This is a genomic window from Propioniciclava sp. LT432 (genome assembly GCF_059515965.1).
This window is the reverse complement of record NZ_JCAKNE010000004.1, coordinates 61,808-81,388: the sequence shown is the minus strand read 5'-3', so window position 1 is coordinate 81,388 and position 19,581 is coordinate 61,808. Positions and strand designations below refer to the sequence as shown.

Annotated in this window: 17 protein-coding genes; 10 read left to right on the top strand and 7 right to left on the bottom strand. The window is 71.9% G+C overall.

What is annotated here, in order from left to right; translation table 11 throughout:
• Window positions 1-78: 78 nt before the first annotated feature.
• The 3 genes from AC5YDV_RS03105 to AC5YDV_RS03095 are packed head-to-tail and all read right to left on the bottom strand — an operon-like array spanning window position 79 to window position 3,886.
• A complete protein-coding gene (locus AC5YDV_RS03105) occupies window positions 79-2,274 on the bottom strand; it encodes a HelD family protein (RefSeq protein ID WP_496182134.1) in 2,196 nt (731 codons plus the stop codon).
• Window positions 2,275-2,331: 57 nt separating this feature from the next.
• Window positions 2,332-3,285 (bottom strand): phytoene desaturase family protein, encoded by a 954-nt coding sequence (locus AC5YDV_RS03100; protein ID WP_496182133.1) that lies wholly within the window; start codon window positions 3,283-3,285, stop codon window positions 2,332-2,334.
• Window position 3,286: 1 nt separating this feature from the next.
• Window positions 3,287-3,886 carry a DUF4126 domain-containing protein gene (locus tag AC5YDV_RS03095; protein ID WP_496182132.1) on the bottom strand — a complete coding sequence of 200 codons (600 nt, stop codon included), beginning with the start codon at window positions 3,884-3,886 and terminating at the stop codon, window positions 3,287-3,289.
• A gap of 73 nt (window positions 3,887-3,959) precedes the next feature.
• On the opposite strand from AC5YDV_RS03095, the gene AC5YDV_RS03090 reads away from it, so the two are divergent.
• From AC5YDV_RS03090 to AC5YDV_RS03070, 5 genes are all read left to right on the top strand, one after another.
• The gene (locus AC5YDV_RS03090) at window positions 3,960-4,166 is read left to right on the top strand and encodes a hypothetical protein (RefSeq protein ID WP_496182131.1); all 207 of its coding nucleotides are present in this window, start codon (window positions 3,960-3,962) and stop codon (window positions 4,164-4,166) included.
• Window positions 4,167-4,195: 29 nt separating this feature from the next.
• Window positions 4,196-5,614, top strand: coding sequence for a polysaccharide deacetylase family protein (locus AC5YDV_RS03085; protein WP_496182130.1), 1,419 nt, complete (start codon window positions 4,196-4,198; stop codon window positions 5,612-5,614).
• Window positions 5,615-5,738: 124 nt separating this feature from the next.
• Window positions 5,739-6,026: a DUF6504 family protein gene (locus tag AC5YDV_RS03080; protein ID WP_496182129.1), complete on the top strand. Its 288-nt coding sequence runs from the start codon at window positions 5,739-5,741 to the stop codon at window positions 6,024-6,026.
• A complete protein-coding gene (locus tag AC5YDV_RS03075; protein WP_496182128.1) occupies window positions 6,026-6,406 on the top strand; it encodes an SAV_6107 family HEPN domain-containing protein in 381 nt (126 codons plus the stop codon). Before AC5YDV_RS03080 ends, AC5YDV_RS03075 begins: the two co-directional genes overlap by 1 nt.
• Window positions 6,399-10,070, top strand: a complete 3,672-nt coding sequence (locus AC5YDV_RS03070; protein ID WP_496182127.1) for a DNA polymerase III subunit alpha — start codon at window positions 6,399-6,401, stop codon at window positions 10,068-10,070. Before AC5YDV_RS03075 ends, AC5YDV_RS03070 begins: the two co-directional genes overlap by 8 nt.
• A gap of 195 nt (window positions 10,071-10,265) precedes the next feature.
• Here AC5YDV_RS03070 and AC5YDV_RS03065 read toward each other — a convergent pair whose 3' ends face one another.
• Entirely contained in the window at window positions 10,266-10,484 is a 219-nt protein-coding gene (locus tag AC5YDV_RS03065) for a nuclear transport factor 2-like protein (RefSeq protein WP_496182126.1), read from the bottom strand.
• A gap of 272 nt (window positions 10,485-10,756) precedes the next feature.
• Here AC5YDV_RS03065 and AC5YDV_RS03060 point away from each other — a divergent pair, with 272 nt between their 5' ends.
• The 4 genes from AC5YDV_RS03060 to AC5YDV_RS03045 all read left to right on the top strand — a co-directional run bounded on the left by AC5YDV_RS03060 (window position 10,757) and on the right by AC5YDV_RS03045 (window position 14,564).
• Window positions 10,757-11,071, top strand: a complete 315-nt coding sequence (locus AC5YDV_RS03060) for a hypothetical protein (RefSeq protein ID WP_496182125.1) — start codon at window positions 10,757-10,759, stop codon at window positions 11,069-11,071.
• Between the two features lie 150 nt (window positions 11,072-11,221).
• On the top strand, window positions 11,222-12,850 hold the full coding sequence (locus AC5YDV_RS03055) for a glycosyltransferase family 2 protein (RefSeq protein WP_496182124.1): 1,629 nt from the start codon (window positions 11,222-11,224) through the stop codon (window positions 12,848-12,850).
• Between the two features lie 120 nt (window positions 12,851-12,970).
• Window positions 12,971-14,143 (top strand): DNA polymerase IV, encoded by a 1,173-nt coding sequence (gene dinB / locus AC5YDV_RS03050; RefSeq protein WP_496182123.1) that lies wholly within the window; start codon window positions 12,971-12,973, stop codon window positions 14,141-14,143.
• Between the two features lie 67 nt (window positions 14,144-14,210).
• A complete protein-coding gene (locus AC5YDV_RS03045) occupies window positions 14,211-14,564 on the top strand; it encodes an SCO2097 family morphological protein (RefSeq protein ID WP_496182122.1) in 354 nt (117 codons plus the stop codon).
• A 27-nt stretch (window positions 14,565-14,591) separates the two neighbouring features.
• Here the strand turns inward: AC5YDV_RS03045 and AC5YDV_RS03040 are convergent, their stop codons facing one another.
• The 3 genes from AC5YDV_RS03040 to AC5YDV_RS03030 are packed head-to-tail and all read right to left on the bottom strand — an operon-like array spanning window position 14,592 to window position 18,929.
• On the bottom strand, window positions 14,592-16,745 hold the full coding sequence (locus tag AC5YDV_RS03040; RefSeq protein ID WP_496182121.1) for a transglutaminase TgpA family protein: 2,154 nt from the start codon (window positions 16,743-16,745) through the stop codon (window positions 14,592-14,594).
• Complete coding sequence (locus AC5YDV_RS03035) at window positions 16,742-17,959, bottom strand: DUF58 domain-containing protein (RefSeq protein WP_496182120.1); 1,218 nt, start codon at window positions 17,957-17,959, stop codon at window positions 16,742-16,744. Before AC5YDV_RS03035 ends, AC5YDV_RS03040 begins: the two co-directional genes overlap by 4 nt.
• A gap of 7 nt (window positions 17,960-17,966) precedes the next feature.
• Entirely contained in the window at window positions 17,967-18,929 is a 963-nt protein-coding gene (locus tag AC5YDV_RS03030; protein WP_496182200.1) for an AAA family ATPase, read from the bottom strand.
• A gap of 169 nt (window positions 18,930-19,098) precedes the next feature.
• Between AC5YDV_RS03030 and mraZ the strand changes: the two genes are divergently transcribed.
• Complete coding sequence (gene mraZ / locus AC5YDV_RS03025) at window positions 19,099-19,545, top strand: division/cell wall cluster transcriptional repressor MraZ (protein ID WP_496182119.1); 447 nt, start codon at window positions 19,099-19,101, stop codon at window positions 19,543-19,545.
• Window positions 19,546-19,581: the final 36 nt, after the last annotated feature.

The following is a 19,581-nucleotide window of genomic DNA, read 5'->3' as shown; positions in this document are numbered from 1 at the left end:
TCGGCGCAGGGAAAGGGAGCCCTCGGCGCCACCAACCCGAGCCCTCGGCGCAAGGAACCCGAGCCCTCGGCGGGTGGGTCAGTCGGCCGGACGCCACGTCCCGGGGCGGTCGATGTCGACGGTCACCAACCGCTGGGTCGGACGCGTGAGGGCCACGTAGAGCACCCGGACTCCGCCGGGGGACTCCGCGACGATCTCGTCCGGGGCCACGACCACGACGGCGTCGTACTCCAGGCCCTTGGCCTCCAGGGGCGACACGAACAGGATCCGCTGCAGGTTGGCCGGGTTCATGCGGGTTCCCAGCCGCGGGGGCAGGAGTTCACGCAGGGCTTCCAGACGCGACGGGGGCGCGATGATCCCGACGGTGCCACCGACCGAGTCGGTGAGCCGGTCGACGATCCGGACCAGGTCGCTCACCAGCGCCGACGAGCTCGTCACCACGAGTTCCGGCTCGTGGCCGGTCGACCGGACCGCGCGCGGCAGGTCGGCGCGCGGGTAGGACTCCTTGACGACCTTGGAGGCCAGGTCGAACACCTCGGCCGGGGACCGGTAATTGACCGACAGGCGGAACTCGCGGTGCGGCGCGTTGCCGATCAACTCGCGGACCGCGCGTCCGACCTCGTCCAGGTCCGGCCAGGAGCTCTGGGCGATGTCGCCGACGATCGTCCACGAGGCCTGCGACCCGCGGCGACGCAGCATGCGCCACTGCATCGGCGTGATGTCCTGGGACTCGTCCACCAGCAGGTGGGTGTACGTCTCGTGGCGGTCCTCGGTGAGGTCCTGCTCGACGGTCCGACGCAGCTTGTCGGCGGTGGTGACGAACTCGGTCACGTCCTCGCCGCCCTCGATGAACAGGCTCGGCCCGGTGTCCTCGACGGGTTCGGGCCCGAGGATGGCGACGAGCTCGTCCAGGAGCGCCATGTCGGCGACGGTCCACTGGTGGCCGTCCGCGTAGGACGCCGCGAGCAGCGACTGCTCCTGGGCATTGAGCACCTTGTCGGCGACCCGGGCGGTGACGCGCGGGTCGGCGAGCCGGCGCAGCACGTCCGTGGCAGACAGGGGAGGCCACCAGGCTTCCACGAACTCGCGGTACGCGGCGGAGTCGGTGATGAGGTCGGGGACGGCCTCGGGGTCGACGTCCGCGTCGGCGGGGACCTGCGCGGCCAGGGCGGCCACGAGCGCCTTCTCCGCGGCGGCGCGCCCGAGGTTGACCCGTTGGTGGGAGAGCACGCCGGTGCGGATGCGGGTCAGCTGGGAGTGGTCCAGCTTGAGCACGTTGCCCTTGACCGTGACCAGCAGGGTCGGGGGCTCCGCGTCGGGGTCGCCGAGCGGCAGGTTGACGAGCGCCTTGAGCACCGGGACCATGCGCAGCGAGCCCTTGACGTAGGCCGTCTCGGCGCCGTCGACGATCGACGCGGACAGTCCGCCCAGCACGTCGCCGGCCACCTGCCCGATTGCGCGCAGCGTGACGGAGTCCTCACCGAGGGAGGGGAGCACGCGCTCGATGTAGTTCATGAACACCGGCCCCGGACCCACCACGAGGATGCCGCCGCGCTCGAACCGGCGGCGGTTGGAGTACAGGAGGTAGGCGGCGCGGTGCAGCGCCACGACGGTCTTGCCCGTGCCGGGCCCGCCGCTGATGATCGTCACGCCGGCGTGTTCGGCGCGGATCGCCAGGTCCTGCTCGGCCTGGATCGTCGCGACGATGTCCTTCATGCGGGTCCCGCGCGAGCGGGACAGGGACGCCATGAGCGCGCCCTCGCCGATGATCGGCAGGTCGTCGGTGTTGGAGTCGGCGTCCAGCAGGTCGTCCTCGATGCCGACGACCTTGTCGTTGCGGCAGCGCAGCACGCGGCGGCGTACGACGTCCATCGGCTGTTGCGGCGTGGCTCGGTAGAACGGCTCGGCGGCGCGGGCGCGCCAGTCGATCACGAGGGGTTCGTACTCCTCGTCGCGGACGCCGATGCGCCCGATGTAGCGCACCTCGCGGTGCTCGGGCTCCTCGAGGTCGAGGCGTCCGAAGACGAGGCCCTCGTGCTCGGCGTCCAGCACGGCGAGGCGCTTGGCGGCCTGGAAGGTGAACGCGTCGCGCTCGAACAGTGCGGTTCCGTCCTCCTCGCGCATCCACGTCTGCCGGTCGGACTGGAAGATCTGCTGGCCCGTCTGGGCCGCGGTGCGGGCCGACTCGGTCGCCTCGTCGAGGCGCGCGTAGACGGCATCCACATGAGCCTGCTCGTGGGCGAGCTCATGGACGAGGAGTTCAGAGTCGTTCAAGGCGGAGGGTCCCTGTCCTGTCTGTTTTCGGCCAGAGACCAACTCTACCCCTTCGAATCAACGCGCGAGCGCCTTGTTCGTGGGGCGGATGTCCTCACCGGTCAGGAACTCGTGAGCCGCGTACGTCGCGAGCGCTCCGCTGAGGAGCTGGGCCCAGGGCTCCGTGCCGCCCGGGCTGGACGCCGAGGCATGGAACAGGCCCGGACGCCGCGGGTCGCGCAGGGCGGGGCGTGCCAGCAGTTGGTCGAGGAAGGAGTCGCGGCGCGACCACCGGGGTGGCTTGCGCCACCGGACGCCGGGGTCGCGGGTGTCGATCGTGGCGTCAGCACCGTCGGGCGCCACGTCCGTGACGGTCACCCCCCGTTCCTCGAGCCGGTCGTCCAGCACGTCCACCAGCGCGGACGCCGGCCGCGCGTCCCCGGAGGTGTCCTCCAGGCGCCAGCGCCCGAAGGTCCGCTCGACCGACAGACGGGCGGTGAGCCAGGCGGGTGCGGCGTCCGGCGCCAGCCCGCGGTCGGACGCCAGCGCCACGACCCGGGTGGCCAGGGCGGGGTGCGGGAGCGTCCTCGCGACGTCGGCGAGGCTCCGGCGCGGGTGGAGGCCGGCGCGGGCGACGGCGTCCGGGGTCAGTTCGGCCTCCAGGCCGAGGGGGCGCAGCGCCTGCCAGGTGTCGTCGGCGGCGTCCACGAAGTCGCGCCAGGCCCGGGCGTTGGACTCACCGAGGGCGGCGGCGTCGGCGTACCAGACGTCCCCGCGGTCGGTGGGGGAGCCGGCGGGGTCCGGTACGAGGTCGAGCCCGTGCAATCCCAGCGCGCCGGCGGCGGGGCGTCCGGACTTCTTGAACAGGTCCCGCCAGGGGGCGGGGAAGTCGAGCGTGTCGCCGAGGGCCGAGCGCAGCGCGTCCGCGTCGCCGGGTGCCTCGACGAGGGTGACCTCGTGGCCGACCCGTGCCAGTCGGACGGCCGCCGCGACGCCGGCGAACGTGCGGCCGAGGACGGTGACGCGGCTCACGTCAGGCAGGTGTGGGGGAGTCGGTGCGGTTGCGCCAGCGTTGGAAGGCCGCCCAACCGCGTCGGACGCGACGGGAGATCCGCCACAGCACGAGGACGCCGACCACGAGCAGGACCGCGACCACGATGGCGGCGGCGACCGGGGCCAGCGCGACAAGGGTGGCCACGCCCGTCACCGCCACGTCGCCGGCGGAGGAGGCTGCCACGTTGGTGAACGGCTCGGGTGAGGTGTTCACCGCGAGCCGTATGCCCGCCTTCGTGAGGTGGCTGACCAGCGCGGTGATGCCGCCGACCGAGGCCAGCGTGACTGTGGCGAGGTCGCCCGTGGCGCCCGCGTACAGGGCGCCGATGACCGCTCCCGCGATGGGGCGGATGACGGTGGAGACGGTGTCCCACGCGCTGTCGACGTAGGGGATCTTGTCGGCGACCACCTCGATGGCGCACAGGACGGCCACGATGATGAGGACCTCGGTGCGCTGGAACCCGGCGGGGATCCCCTCGATCCCGGCGAAGCGGCCCAGCACGCCGAGCACGAGCACCGTGCCCCACGCGTTGATGCCGCTGGCCCAGCCCGAGGCGAAGGCGGCGGGAAGCATCTCCATGGGCTCAGGTTAGTACCGGTAGGGTGGGCGCCGTTCCGGCCCTTCTGGGGCACCCCACCCAACAGGAGGCACCATGAGCGATGCGCTGGAGTTCCTGAAGGGCGTGGACAAGCTACACGCCTTCTACACCGAGCACGTCCGTATGCTGGCGCACGCCTATCACCTCACCGACGAGGAAGCGGCACACATCCTCGACACGCACGACTTCCGCAATGTCGCCCGCTCGATCCTGCGCCCGCCGCGGGTCGACGTGATGGACGATTCGTTCCGCCAGCAGTGATCTGCCGGGGTGGCCGCGCGGTCGCCTGGGTGGTCGTCCTGTCCTTGGGGCTGGGTGGTTGCGCGGCGTCCCCGCCGGCGGCGATGTCCTCGCCGGGGGCGACGACCGCTCCCGCAGCGACGGCCACGCCCGCACCGACGGCCGCGCCTCAGCCCGTCACGTCGGCGTCCAGCGCGGCGCCGGCCCTCGGCCCCAGTTGGACCGTCGAGACACTCTCCCACGACGACCCGACCCGCGCGGTGCACCTCCAGTGGCCCGTCGTGCCGGGGGCGTACGCGCTGACGCGCCTGATGGCGACGGACCTGGGCGCGCGGGAGGCCCGTTTCCTGGCCGACACGTCCCCCTCGAAGACCGCACCCCCGGAGTTGCATGCCACGTGGGAGACCGTGCTGGACTCGCCGGGCTGGGTCGGCATCCGCACCTTTGTTTCAGAGTTCGTCGGCGGCTCAGGGGCGGAGTCGTCGTCGGTCCGCTACGGCGAGCGTGCTGCCGGACGGGCGCTGCGCTCAGCCGAACTCATCGCGCCGAGCGCGCGTCGTTCGGCCGCGGACGCCGTGGTGGACGCGCTGCGTGCCCAGGGGCGTCCCGTCCTGGAGGATCGCGCCGCGATTCCGGAGGTGTCGGACCGCCTGCTCGATGACCTCGTGTTCGGCCCGCGTGGCGAACTGGTCGTCCGGGTCGCCGCGAGCCTCGTGCTGCCGTCGGAGGACGGCGTGGCCGAGGTCACGCTGGCACCCTCGGTCGTCGACGGGTTCCTCTCGGAGCAGGGCTGGCTCGTCCGGGAGGCGGCCACCGGACTGGTGCACTCGGCGTCCCCGTCGGCGGCTGGGCCGGTGGCGCCCCCGCCCAGGGACCCGGTCGACTGCTCAGCGGTGGCGTGCGTGGCGCTGACGTTCGACGACGGTCCCGGCAAGTCCACGCCGCGGCTGCTCGACGAACTCGCCGGGCTCGGCACGCCGGCGACCTTCTTCGTGCTCGGGTCCTCGGTGCGCGTCGCACCCGACGCGGTGCGGCGGATGGTCGCCGAGGGGCACGAGGTCGGCAACCACAGCCATGACCACCAGCAACTGATCCGGCTCGACGCCGCCGCGCAGCGCGCCCAGGTGGACCGGGCCCAGGCGGAGATCGCGCGCGCCGGCGTCCGGGCCACGCTGTTCCGACCGCCGTACGGCGAGTACGACGTCACGACTCAGCAGGTGGCCGGCCTCCCCCTCGTGCTGTGGGACATCGACACCCTCGACTGGAGGACCCACTCGGCGGACGCCACGGTGACGGCCGCGGTGGGCGGCGCCAAGTCGGGTTCGATCGTGCTCCTCCACGACACCCCGTGGACGGTGGACGCCGTGCCGCGCATCATCGAGGGCCTGCACCAGCGCGGATTCACGCTCGTGACCGTGTCGGAACTGCTGGGGACGACCGAGCCCGGGAGCGTGCGCTCGCGTCGGTGAGGTTCCTGGTTTCCGCCCCCTCCAGCCCTCTGGACGAACCCTCTTGACGGACTGTCGGAGGGGGTGCGTAGAGTGGTGAATCCATCGAACAAGTGTTCGAAAGAGGGCTTTCCGGGGGTGAACCATGCGACGCTATGACGAACCGATCGCGGTGCGCGCGGGCGAGGTGGACGGGCTGCCCGGGCCGGTGGAGTTCCTGTGGCGCCGCAAGCTGTGGCGCGTGCTGGGGGTGGAGTCGCGTTGGCGTGAGACTGCGGACTGGTGGCGGTTGAAGGAGTCCGACGACCTGCTCGCCGAGGCCGAGGTGTACCGCGTGCTGGCCAGTTCGGGGCGTTCGTCGTTGCCGGGCGTGTACGAATTGGCGCACCCGGTCAACGGCGAGGAATGGATCCTGCGGACGGTGGTGGACTGATGTCCGCCGAACAGGTCCGCACCATCGGCGTCCCGGACGCAGCCGACGACATCGCCGCAGCCCTGGCCGCCGCCGAGGACGCCGTACGTCCCGCCGAGCGCTACCTGGCCGCCCACCGTGCCGCGCTGCGGGTGGCCGCCGGCGTGCTGGCGCGCCGGCGTCCGCGGTTGCGGGAGCGGGTGGGCATCTGGACGGTGCTCGCCCGCGTCGCGCCCGAGCTGGGGGAGTGGGCCGAGTACTTCGCGATGATCCAGCTCAAGGTGCGGGCCGTCGATGCCGGGGCCGTGGGCATCATCAGCACGCGTCAGGCCGACGACCTCGTCCGCGACGCGCACGCGTTCGCTCGGGCGGCGGCCAGCCTGGGGGCGTCGCATGCCTGATCCCTTCGTCCACCTGCGCGTGGCGTCCGGGTACTCGCTGCAGTACGGGGCGTCCCACCCCAGCGCGCTCGTCGAGGCCGCCGCCGGCCACGACATGGACACGCTGGGACTCACCGACCGCGACGGCCTCTACGGGGCGGTCCGGTTCGCGAAAGCGTGCCTGGCCAGCGGCATCGCGCCGGTGGTGGGGGCCGACCTCGCGGTGGCGAACGACCCACGGCGTCCGGAGCGGGGCAGTGCGCGGGCGGTCGTCCTGGCCGAGTCGCGAGAAGGGTGGGGGTCGCTGTGTCGGCTGGTCAGCGCCACCCACGCCCGCGGCGAGCGGGGGGCGCCGGTCACCACCCGGGAGCTGGTGGGGGAGCACCGCGACGACGTCGTGGTCGTGCTCGGTCCCGACTCAGACCTGGGGGTCGCGCTGGCCCGCCGCGACGACCGGGCCGCCGAGGGGGTGCTGGCCGACTGGCTGGAGGTCGTCGCGCCCCACCAACTCGTCGTCGGCGTGACCAACCACCACCTCGCGGGAGCCGGACCGGGGTCGGCGCGGCTGGCCGGGCGCATGCTCGGGTTCGCGGACGCCCACGGCCTGACCGGCGTCCTCACCAATGCCGTCCGCATGGCGCACAAGTCGGACGCCCCCGTCGCCGACGTGCTGGACGCCGCCCGCCGCCTCGTGCCGTTGGACGTCCGCAACGTCGACCGGCGCAACGCCGAGGGGTACCTGAAGTCCGGCAAGGAGATGCTGCCCACCGCCGAGGAGGTCGCCCTCCTGGCCGGTCGCCGCGACGCGTCGAGGCTCATCGGCGACACCCGCCACCTCGCGGCGCGGTGCCGCCTCGACCCGGTCACCGACATCGGGCTGGGTGAGATCCACCTGCCCGAGTTCCCGGGCGGGTTGGTCGAGCTCCGCGCGCGGTGCGAATCCGGCTTGGCCGCCCGCTATGCCGCACCCACGGCGTCCGTGCGTGATCGGCTCGACGACGAGTTGGCGGTCATCGAGCAGATGGGGTTCGCCGCCTACTTCCTGACCGTGGCCCAGGTCGTCGACACGGTGAAGGAGATGGGCATCCGGGTGGCGGCGCGCGGCTCGGGCGCGGGGTCGCTGGTCAACTACTGCCTGGGCATCTCGGGGGTCGACCCGATCCGCTACGACCTGATCATGGAGCGGTTCCTCTCGCCGCTGCGCCGCGCGCTGCCCGACATCGACATCGACGTGGAGTCCGCGCGTCGGCTCGAGGTGTACGACCGGGTGTTCGCCGACTTCGGCGCCGACCGGGTCGCGGCGGTGGCGATGCTGGAGACGTACCGCGTCCGGCACGCGATCCGCGACGTGGGGGCCGCGATGAGCCTCCCGCCGGGCGACATCGACCAGATCGCCAAGTCGTTCCCGCACATCCGGGCCCGCGACGTCCGGCACGCCCTGCGCGAGTTGCCCGAACTGCGCCGGGCCAACCTCGGTGACGCGCAGTTGCGGGTGCTGTTCGAGCTGGTCGAGGGGCTGGACGGGCTGCCCCGCCACGTGGCGCTGCACCCGTGCGGGGTGATCCTGTCCGACGCGACGCTGGGCGACCGGACGCCGGTGGAGTCCTCGTTCGGCGGCTACCAGATGAGCCAGTTCGACAAGGATGACGTGGAGGACCTGGGCCTGCTGAAGCTCGACATCCTCGGCATCCGAATGCAGTCGTCGATGGCGCACGCGCTGGACGAGATCGAACGGGTTTCCGGGGAGCGCATCGACATCGACGCGCTGGCGCCCTACGACGACCCCGACGTGTACGGGATGATCTCGCGCGCCGAGACCATCGGCTGCTTCCAGATCGAGTCGCCCGGCCAGCGGGAACTGGTCGGCAAGTTCTCCCCGAGCGAGTTCAACGACCTCGTCATCGACATCAGCCTGTTCCGGCCCGGCCCGGTGAAGTCGGACATGGTGGTGCCGTTCCTGAGGGCCCGCAACGGCTGGTCCGAGGCGGTGTACCCCCACCCCAACCTGAAGCCCGCCCTGGCCGAGACCAAGGGCGTCATCGTGTTCCACGAGCAGGTGATCAAGGTCGTCGCCGCCATGACGGGCTGCTCGTTGGCCTACGGCGACGAGGCCCGGCGCGCGCTCGGCTCGCCCGAGGGGCAGGAGGACGTGAAGCGCTGGTTCTTCCCGGCCGCCCGCAAGCTCGGCTACGACGAGCGGCTCATCTCCGATGTCTGGGCCATCCTCGTCTCGTTCGCGTCCTTCGGGTTCTGCAAGGCCCACGCGGCGGCGTTCGCGCTGCCCACCTACCAGTCGGCGTGGCTGAAGTGGCACCACGGCGCGGCCTTCATCGCCGGGCTGCTCACGCACGACCCGGGCATGTACCCCAAGCGGCTGATCCTCGCGGAGGCGCGGCGCATGGGCATCCCGGTGCTGGGGTTGGACGTCAACGCCTCGGGGGACGTGTACCGGGTGGAGGAGGTGGAGGGCGGGGCCCTCGGCATCCGGATCGCCCTGACCGACGTGAAGGGCATCAGCGAGGCCGAGGTGGAGCGCATCGTCACGGGGCAGCCCTACAGCGGACTGGTCGACTTCTGGCACCGCGCGCGGCCGGGATCCGACGTCGCCGAGCACCTCGTGCTGGCGGGCGGTTTCGACTCCCTCTACGGCATCGACCGGCCGCACGGGCTGGGAACGCGCGGGCGGGTCACCCGTCGTGACCTGCTGCTCACCCTGGCCGACCTCGAACGGGCCGACCGCGTGGACGCCCGGGCCCACGGCCGCGCACGAGGGCTCGGGTCGGGTGGCGCGACCGGCCACCAGGCCGTCCAGGTGGCGTTCGACTTCACCCCCTCCAACCCTGAGCTTGTCGAAGGGCCGCTCGACGTGGTGGTGTCCGGGCTGCCCGAGATGACCTCGCAGGAGCGGATGGCCGCCGAGCTGGCCGTGCTGGGCCTGGACGCCACCCGCCACGTCATGGAGGACCACCGCGACTTCATCGAGGCGATCGGCACGACGAAGTCGGACGAGCAGATGAAGCGGCGCAGCGGCAGCCGGCTGCTGGTGGCCGGGGTGAAGGTGGCCACGCAGACGCCGCCGGTGAAGTCGGGCAAGCGGGTGGTCTTCCTGACCCTGGACGACGGGACGGGGCCGGTCGACCTCACCTTCTTCGAGGACGCCCAGGGTCCCTTCGCACGGACGGTCTTCAACGCGTGGCTGATCGTGGGGGTGGGGGAACTGCGCCGGACGGGCGCCCGTGGCGTCTCCCTGAGGGCGCTGGGCGCGTGGGACCTGCTCCACCTCGAGGCGCTGTGGCGCTCCACGCTCGAGGCGACCGGCGACGAACGGGCCGCGGTCGGCGCCGTCCACGCCCTGATCGACGCCGAACTCGCGGCGCAGGCGTCCGTCGTGGTCGAGAACGAACGGCTCAAGGCGGACTGGAACGCGAAGTCCCAGGATCGGCCGTACGCCGACGGCGAGGGCGGGTCGCAGGGGGAGCGGGCCCGGCGCCGCGCCGATACCGAGCATGCCGGGGCGGCCGGCGGCATGGGGCAGCGCCGGGTGCTCATCCACCCCAGCGGGTTCGTGCAGTCGCCCTACACCGACGTCGCGCCGGCCGGCGAGTCGCCCAAGTCGGTTCCGCAGCGGTACGCCGACCCGGGCCGCAAGCTGTGGCACTCCAGTCCGGGGTCGTCGGGCCGCTGAGGCGTGGTGGCGCGAATGCGTCGAACGAGTTCGAACGGAGAGCTACGTCGTCACCCCCAGCTGTTGCATGAGGACAGGGATCTCGAAGTAGATGCGGGCCTTCTTGATGAGGTCATCCTCGAGGTCGTAGACCACGCAGATGGGGACCTTGATGTCCTTTCCGGTGGCGGGAATTCCCGCGAACTCGCCGATGTGCTATCCGATCACCTCGCCCTCCACCACGGCGCGCCCATCACCGATGACCGACCAATCGGTCGTGGCGGTCGCGTCGAAGGCGACATGGTAGAAGTAGTTGAGCATCGCTTGGACCCCTTCGGGGGTCTTGGTGTCCTCACCGGTGGCCATCATGGTGAAGACGACATCGTCCGCCATCATGCTGACGTCGGAGTGCTCCGAATCCCAGTATTTCTGCATGGTGCGCGTGGTGCCTTCAAGGGACACCTCAATCCTCGTTCAATTGTCAACCTTGGGGACGATTTGTCCCATTTTCCAGCGTACGCCGGGCCGGCTTCGTGCGAGGAAGAAAGATGGAGGGCGTTGATCGGATCACCAGGCTCCGCAAATGGAAACCTGCCCTGCTGCAAGTGCGCGCAACATTGCCGGTTCGAAGGTGCACTGCCCTAGCATGAGGGAACGTGAACACCGCCCCCGGGTACACGTCCCCCGTTCAAGCATCCCCTCTTCGCATGCGCAACCCCATCGCCGGCGGCGCGTCCGGTGCGATCGGCGCCCTGGTCCTCACGCTCGCCCTGTGGGTCCTGATGTCCGTCCTCGTGGTCGGCAACGCCCTGGCCGCCAGGGCGTTCGAGCACTGGGCCACCACCGTGGCGATCGCCGCCTACCTGACCCTGAGCACCCTCCTCACCTTCGCGACGGCCATGCACCTGCTCGCCCGGATCGGCGCCGCCCGCCGCTTCGCGACCCACGTCCCGGTCTCCTTGGCGGTGGCGCGGGCCACGGTGCGCGAGCGCCGCCCCTCCATCACCGTGCTGGTGCCCTAGTATCGCGAGGAGCCCCAAGTCATCCGCCGCACGCTGCTGTCGGCCGCGCTGCTGGAGTACCCCGACGTCCGCATCGTCCTGCTCATCGACGATCCGCCCCACCCCCCGCAGGGGTCCGGGGCGGCGTCCCTGCTGGCCGACGCCCGCGCGATGCCGGCGCGGGTCGAGGCCCAACTCGAGCCCGTCCGCCGCCGCGTGGAGGCCGACTACGGCCGGTTCCTGGAGGGTGGCCCGACCGGTGCGGCGAGGACGGGCGACCTGTGCGCCGTCAGTGACTGCTTGGCGGCCGTGGCGTCCGCGCTGCGGAACTGGGCGGTGGAGTGGCGGGCGGGCGACCACGGTGATCGCCTGTTCGCGGACGACGTGCTGCTCGCGCTGGCCCGGGAGTACGAGGCGGAGGCCGAGCGCACCGCGTCCGTCGCCTCGGGCGGCACGGTGTCGCGCGAGGCCGTGGCGTCGCTGTACACCCGGCTGGTCGACACCCTCTCGGTCCGGGTCACCTCCTTCGAGCGCAAGGCGTACGCGCACCTCTCGCACGAGCCGAACAAGGCGATGAACCTGAACTCCTACCTCAGCGTCATGGGTGGGCAGCTCGGCGACCGGCGGTTCCCGACGTCCGACTACGTGCTCACCCTGGACGCCGACAGCGTCCTCCTGCCCGACTACGCCCTGCGCCTGGTGCACTTCATGGAGCAGCCGGCCAACCGACGTGTAGGGGTCGCGCAGACGCCCTATTCCGCCTTCCCCGGTGCCACCAGCGAGCTCGAACGGATCGCCGGGGCGACCACCGACATCCAGTACCTCCTGCACCAAGGCATGACCCACTACGGGGCCACCTTCTGGGTCGGCGCCAACGCGGTGCTGCGCAGGGAGGCGCTGGACGCCATCGCCACCACGACGCTGGAGGACGGGCACCCCATCACCCGGTACATCCAGGACCGGACCGTGATCGAGGACACCGAGTCGAGCCTTGACCTGCTCGTCCAGGGCTGGTCGCTGCACAACCTCCCGGAGCGGCTGGCCTACAGCGCCACGCCGCCCGACTTCGGCTCGCTCGTCATCCAGCGGCGGCGGTGGGCCAACGGCGGGCTCATCATCCTCCCCAAGCTGGGCGAGTTGTTGCGCACGCGTGCGCGGCGCGGCGAGCGCACCCCGCTGCCCGGGCTGCTGCTCCAGTTCCACTACCTCACCTCGATGCCGGTCACGGCCACGGGACTGCTGCTCATGCTGCTGGTCCCCGCCCACCTCCTGGACGGGATCGTCGTGCCGTGGTTGGTGCCCCTCCTGGCAGCCCCCTACCTGGTGACGCACGCCGGGGACCTCGCCCGCAACGGGTACCGGGCCAGTGACACCTTCCGCGTGTACGGATTCAACATGCTGCTGGTGGCGGTGAACCTCGCGGGCGGATTGCGTTCCCTCCAGCAGGCGTTCAACGGGACGAAGGCACCCTTCCTGCGGACGCCCAAGATCGCCGACCGCGTGTCCGCCCCGCCGTACTTCATCCTGTTCCCGGCGGCGCTGGGGCTCCAGGGCCTGGTGGTGGCCCTCGTGGCCCTGGTCACGCTGGGGTCGCCCCTCGGGCTGTACGCCGGGTTCACCGCCGTCCTGACGCTGTACGGGTTGGGTGCCTCGTCGGCACGCGCAACGCGATCGATGACGTGGTGGCCGGGCTCCTCATCCGTGCCGGTCAGGTGCGGGCAGCGCTCGGGATCGGGCGGACGCGCGCGACAGCTGTCCCCGCAGTCGTGGAGCGCGCGCCAGCGGAGGGCGTCACGTTGACCGCGTGAGGCGCGATCCGGGCCGGGGTGGCCGGGCCGGGGTGGGCGGGGCTGCTTGACGAAGGGTCGGAGCCACGGCCTAGCATGTGATTCGAATCGGTGTTCGAATCTAGGAGGTGTCGTGCCTGTCCTCGCCCACGTCGACATGGACGCCTTCTACGTGGCCGTCGAGCTCCGCCGCCGTCCCGAGTTGCGGGGCAAGCCGGTGTGGGTCGGGGGCGCCAACCGCGGGGTGGTGCTGTCGGCGTCCTACGAGGCCCGCGCGTTCGGGGTCGAGGGGGGCATGTCGTCGACCCGGGCGCGTCGGCTGTGCCCCGAGGCGATCGCCATCAAACCCGACTACGACGCCTACGAGGCCGCCTCGGACGGGGTGTTCGCGATCTTCTCCACGATCACCCCGCACGTCGAGAAGGTCTCTCTCGACGAGGCGTTCCTCGACATCACCGGAACGCGTCGCCTCCTGGGGGAGCCGGAGGAGGTGGGGGAGCTCATCCGGGCGCTGGTGGCCGACGAGCAGGGCATTCCGTGCTCGGTGGGCATCGCGCCGACCAAGCTGATCGCCAAGATGTCCTCGAACAAGGCCAAGCCGAACGGGCTGTTCCGCGTCCATCCCGGCGAGGTGATCCCGTTCCTGCACCCCCAGGCGGTCGAGAAGATCTGGGGGGTGGGGCCGTCCACCACCGAGAAGCTCAACAAGCTGGGCCTCTACACGGTCGCCGACGTCGCGCACACGCCGAAGTCCACCCTGCAGCGGGCCTTCGGGGCGCGCGCCGGGGAGGAGTTGTGGGAGTTCGCGTGGGGCATCGACGGACGCCGCGTCGTCGCGACCGAGCCGAGCGACCGCAGTGTCGGCAGCCAGGAGACGTTCTCGAAGGACACCGACGACCTGGACCTCGTCCGCACCGAGTTGCTCCGTACCAGCGCGCGGGTGGCGTCGCGCATGCGCATGGCGCGCGTCGTCGGCCGCACCGTCACCCTCAGCCTGCGCTTCGCCGACTTCCGCACCGTCCAGAAGTCGCTCACCTTGCCCTACCCGACCGACGCCACCAATGAGGTGTACGCCGCGTCCCTCCGACTGTTGCGCGCGTTCCGGCTCGAGCGACCCCGACTGCGCCGGGTGGGCATCCGGGTCGAGCACGTGTTGGACGTCGACCAGGTCGCCACCCAACCGGCCCTGGACGAGCCTGATCGAGGGTGGCGCGAGGCGGAACGTGCGGCCGATGCCGCCATCGCCCGATTCGGGCCGCACGCGGTCTCGCGGGCCACGTTGACGAGACGGTCCGGTTCCGTTTGAGTCAGTGGGCGCCTACACTTGTCCCACATCCCTCACTGGGGTGCCGCCCACGAGGAAGGGAGGCGCGATGGCACTGTCCGACAAGGAGCAACGGCTCCTGGAGCAGCTCGAGGCCGCCCTCGCGGCTGAGGATCCGAAGCTCGCCAACACGCTCCGTGGTACGACGACGCGCAAGCTTCACCGTCGCCGGGCCGCGATCGCGGGGCTGGGCTTCGTGGTCGGTCTGGCCGCCCTCATCGGCGGCATGCAGATCACGTGGATCATCAGCGTCGTCGGTTTCGTCATCATGCTGGCGTCGACCGTTGTCGCCATCAAGTCGTGGCGTGTCGTGGAGACGCAGTCACATGGTCGACGGCCCGAGGACTCCGCGTTCACCGACCACATCGACGATCCTTGGCGACGAGGCGACGACGCCTTCTGACCTGCTCCTCGACGAACCGAACCGAGCTCAGCGCGCGGCCCTGCGGGGCGGCGCGTTGCTGCTTCCCGCACGCCGTCCCGTGCGTCCGCGCTCCTGCTCCGTGAGGGCGGCCGTGATGGCGACCACCTGGGGCTCCCACCGACCCGCCAGGTCGAAGTTCTCGCTCCGGTCGTAGAGCGCCCGCTCGGTGGCCGCAGCCAGGCCGCGCAGTGCCGCCGTCGCCGTCTCGTCGCCGCCCAGTGCGCTGACGAGGCGCTCCGCGGCGAACCGGGGGGAGCCGTCCGGCCACGGGAGTCGCAGGTCGGCGACCACCTCGCGCACCTCGTCCCACGCGGCCAAGGTGTCGGCCCGGGCATCGCCGGTGCCGGCCAGCCGCATTCGGCGACGGCGGGCGCGCAGCATGCGGGGCACCAGGAGCGCCGCCGCCCCGGCCACGGCGACGAGCACCACGAGCAGAACCGGAACCCAGGCCCCGAGGTCCACCTGAGGGCTCGACCCCTCGGGCGTGGGGGCGGGCTCCTCCGTGGGGATGACGTCCGCCGGAGCGGGCGACGGGCTCTCCTGGGCCGTCGCCGGAGCCGCGGTCGGTCCGGGCGTCCCCCCGGGCTGCGGGGCATCGACGCTGCCGGTCCCCGCGCTGCCGCGCGAGGGGGTGGGCTCGAACGCGACCCACCCCAGGCCGTCCAGCCACAACTCGGGCCACGTGTGCAGGTCCCGCGCGCTCACACCCCAGGTGTCGCCCTCCTGGGTGCCCGGGACGAAGCCCACGGCCATGCGGGTCGGAATGCCCACCTCCCGCGCCATGATCGCCATGGCCCCGGCGAACTGCTCGCAGTAGCCGGTCCGTGACCGGAACAGGAAGTCGTCGATCGTCGCGAGGCCATCGCCGGTGCCGGCCGTGACCGCCGTGGAGTAGGTGAAGTCCGGCGAGCGCAGGTACGCCTCGATCGCCTGCGCCTTGGCGCCCGCTGTCGGCGCGGCCGCCGTCACGGACTGCGCCAGCGTGCGGACGCGTTCGGGCACCTCGGCGGGCAGGCTCTGGGTGAGGTCGCGGTTGGGGCCTCCCGTCGACCCGGCGCCGGCGACCGCGGCGGCGTCCGGGCGCACCTCGAGGCTGCGCACCTGGTAGCTGATCCCCTGGGTGGCGCTGGTGCGCCCGCTGCCCGCCAGCGCCATCACGTCCAGCGTGTCCAGGGCGAAGCCCCACTGTCCGGGGGCCTCGAACGAGGTCGGGGCGTAGGGGACGGGGAGCCACTCGCTGGAGAAGTCTCCGATCTCGACGGACGTCGTCCGGACGGTCCCTCGCGGGGACCCGGGCGGCTCCGGCATCCGGCCCGTCGCGACCCGGACGTCCGAGAGCGCGAACCCGGCCGTCGACAGTGCGGGCAGGGTCGCGAGCTTGAGGTAGGTGCCCCCCGGGCTGTCGGTCCGGTACCGGATCACCACCTCGTCCGATCCCTGGACGAGGTTGCGCTTGAGGTCCAGCGACGGGTCTGTCATCTGGAGCGGCTCGTTGGTGGGACGCGGCTGGAAGGTCGGGACCAGTCGAGCCACGGCCCACGTCGCCCCGAGCGCGCCCACGGTCATGGCTGCCGCTGTCAGGAGGGCCGCCATGCGGGCACCCGGACGGTCGGCGCGACCCCACGGGCTCGCGGCCAGCAGGACCAGGACGATGCCGATCGCCAGCAGGACGAACTCGCTGAACAGGGTCGGGGTGGTGAGTCCGACGGCCATGACCAGGTACATCGCCACGAGCGGGATGGCGGCGACGCCGGGTCGCTCGGTGCTGATGGCCAGCACGTCCGCCGCGATCGCCAGCAGCGCCGGGCCGATGACGATGACCACGGTGGCCCCGGGGTGGGGGAAGAGGGGGGCCGAACTGCTCTGGATGAAGGCGATGCCCTCGCCGAGCAGGGCGGGAAGGCGCTCCAGGTGTTGGGCGCCGTTGGCCCAGGCGACCGCCCCCACGGTGCCGGCCACGGCCATCACGAGTTCGGCCACGGCCACGCTCGTCGAGGGCCACCGCAGGCGTCGCGCGATCCAGCCGGTCGCCAGCACCAGCACGATGACGACCCCCGCCGCCTGCAGGGCCGCCGTGTGGCGGGTCAGCTGCGTCCAGGGCAGCAGTTGCAGGGAGAAGGCGACCGCCAGGGCGAATCCGAGCCGCGTCTCGATCCTCATCGTCCCGCCCCCTCCGGGGCCCAAGCGCGCGCGATGTCCGAGGTCGCCTCCACCTCACGGACGACCCAACCGTGGTCCACCAGGACTGCGCGGCCGTCGTCGAAGGCGGGCCGGGCGTCGGCGTCCGGGGTCATGACGAGCGCGGTGCGCTCGTGGCGGGACGCCGTGGTCGCGGCCAGCAGGTCGGCGGTGCCCCGGTCGAGGCCGCCGAGCAGGGCGACGATGCGGTTCTCGGACGACGCCTGGGCCATGTGCAGTGTGGCCTCGTGGAGGTCCTGGACGGCGGTGACGTCGGCGTCCACCAGGGGGTCGAGCCACTCGGCGGACGCGGCGACCCGGTTCGCCGACACCTCGTGCCGGACGCCCTCGGCGTCGATGAGCGTGACGGAGTAGCCGTCCGACAGCAGCCGGAGTCCGATGGACGCCGCCGCCGAGACCAGCCACTCGAAGGTGGGGCGTTCGCCGCGGGCGTCCGGGTGGGTGGCCGCGCGCGAGTCGAGCAGCACCCAGGCGGTGGGATCCCAGGCGGCCTCCTCGCGGCGCACCATCAAGGTCCCGCTCCGGGCGGTCGAGGGCCAGTGGATGCGCCGGACGTCGTCGCGGGCCTGGTACTCGCGGACCAGGGCATCGTCGGGACCCGAGACCGCGGTCTGGGGGATCGGTGTCTCCCCGGTCACGCCGTAGGCGGCCGCCCTGCTGGCCGGCAGCGCCACGACGGCGGGCGTGACGACCAGCGGCGTGGGTTGCGCGATCCTGACGGTGTGGACCCAGAACCCCAGCACGTCGGTGAACCGGACGCGGAAGCCGTCCAGTGTGTGTCGCCCGCGCCTGCGCGCCCGGATCGTGTAGGAGGTCTCGGTGGTGGCACCCGGGTGGTCGGCGTGCAGGCGCGCATGGTGCGGCGCGCCCAGCAGGGCGCCCGGGTCGTCCTCGGCGATGACGTACCCGCCCGGGCTGGCGCGCACGGCGGTGGCCACGATGCGTACCTCGGCCGACTCGCGGACGCCGACCACGCCCGGAACGACCGTTCGCCTCAACCGGAACGCGGGACGCAGCACCAGCAGGGCCAGCAGGGTGACCACCGGCAGCAGCATCAGGAACAGGGCGGGCCAGACGGCGTCCTGGTTGCCCAGGGACATCCCGAACACCAGGACGACCGCACCCAGCCCCCAGAAGAGGAGGGTGCGGACGGTGGGGCGGGGGATCGGGGCCATGCCGTCCCTAGGTGCGCCGCGGCGCGGGGACCGCGGCCACGAGCGACGACACGACGTCCGCGGTGGAGGCCTGGGCCGTGTGGGCGCGATGGCTCAACAGGACGCGGTGGGCCAGCACGGGCACCGCGAGCGTCGAGGCGTCCTCGGGGATGACGTAGCCGCGGCCCAGCATGGCCGCGCGGGCGCGCGCGGCGCGCAGCAACTGCAGGCTCGCGCGCGGGGAGGCGCCGAGCCGCAGCTGGTCGGACGCCCGCGTGGCCGCGACCAGGGACACCACGTAGTCCTTCAGCGCGGCGTGGACGAAGACCTCCGCCACCGTGGCGCGCGCCGAGAGGATGCCCTCGGCGTCCGTCACGGGGCGCAGCGCGTCCAGCGGGTTGCTCGCCCCGTGGTGCTCCAGCATGTCGATCTCGGCCGCGCGGGTGGGGTAGCCCATCGAGATGGCTGCCATGAACCGGTCGCGCTGGGCCTCCGGCAGCGGATAGGTGCCCTGCATCTCGATCGGGTTCTGGGTGGCGAACACCATGAACGGGCGCGGGAGCTCATGCGTGGTGCCGTCGACGGAGACGTGCGCCTCCTCCATCGCCTCCAGCAGGGCGGACTGGGTCTTGGGTGAGGCGCGGTTGATCTCGTCGCCGATCACGATGTTGGCGAACACGCCGCCGGGCTTGAACTCGAAGCCGTGCGTCTGGGGGTTGAAGATCGACACGCCGGTGATGTCGCTGGGCAGCAGGTCGGCCGTGAACTGGATGCGGCGCACGGAGCAGTCGATCGACTTCGCCAACGTGCGGGCCAGCATCGTCTTGCCCACGCCGGGCACGTCCTCGATCAGGAGGTGACCACCGGCGAGCAGGACCACCAGGGCCATGTCCACGGCCTCGGCCTTGCCCTCGATCACGGACCCCACGGAGTCACGCAGCCGCCGGGCCAGCTCGGTCACCTCGGACACGTCGACAGCGGTGGAGTTCATCGTCACGCGCCCACACTACCGGCCGCCTCGAGGCCGGCACAGGAGGGGCGGCAGTGCCCCCGATGGCCCCCACGCGAACGAATATGGCGGCGTCCATTGCCCTGAGTGGGGGGAAGTGGGTTAAAGTGGGTCCAAGTGGAGGACGAGGGATGCTGGAGGGAGGGGTCCCATGTTCTTGGGCACCCACTTCCCGAAGGTGGACGACAAGGGTCGCTTCGTCCTCCCGGCGAAATTCCGGGACGAACTCGGCGACGGGCTGGTGATCGCGAAGGGGCAGGAGCGCTGTCTCGCGATCTACACCGTCGAGGAGTTCCAGCGGCAGGCGCAGGCAGCCATGAGCGGGCCCTCGACCCTGAAGGGGATCCGTGACTTCCAGCGCATGTTCGCCGCGGGGGCCTCGCAGGAGGTTCCCGACGGACAGGGACGCGTGACGATTCCGCCGGTTCTGAGGAACTACGCGGGACTGGACAAGGAGATCGCCGTGATCGGTGCGTTCAACCGGGTCGAGGTCTGGAACCTCGCCGCCTGGGAGGCGTACCAGTCGGCGCAGGACGACGAGTTCGCCCGCATGGACGAGGAGATCTTCCCCGGTGGGGCAACCCGCCCCAACGAGTGAGAAGGACCCCGCGATGAGGCTTCGACCCGGTCGGAC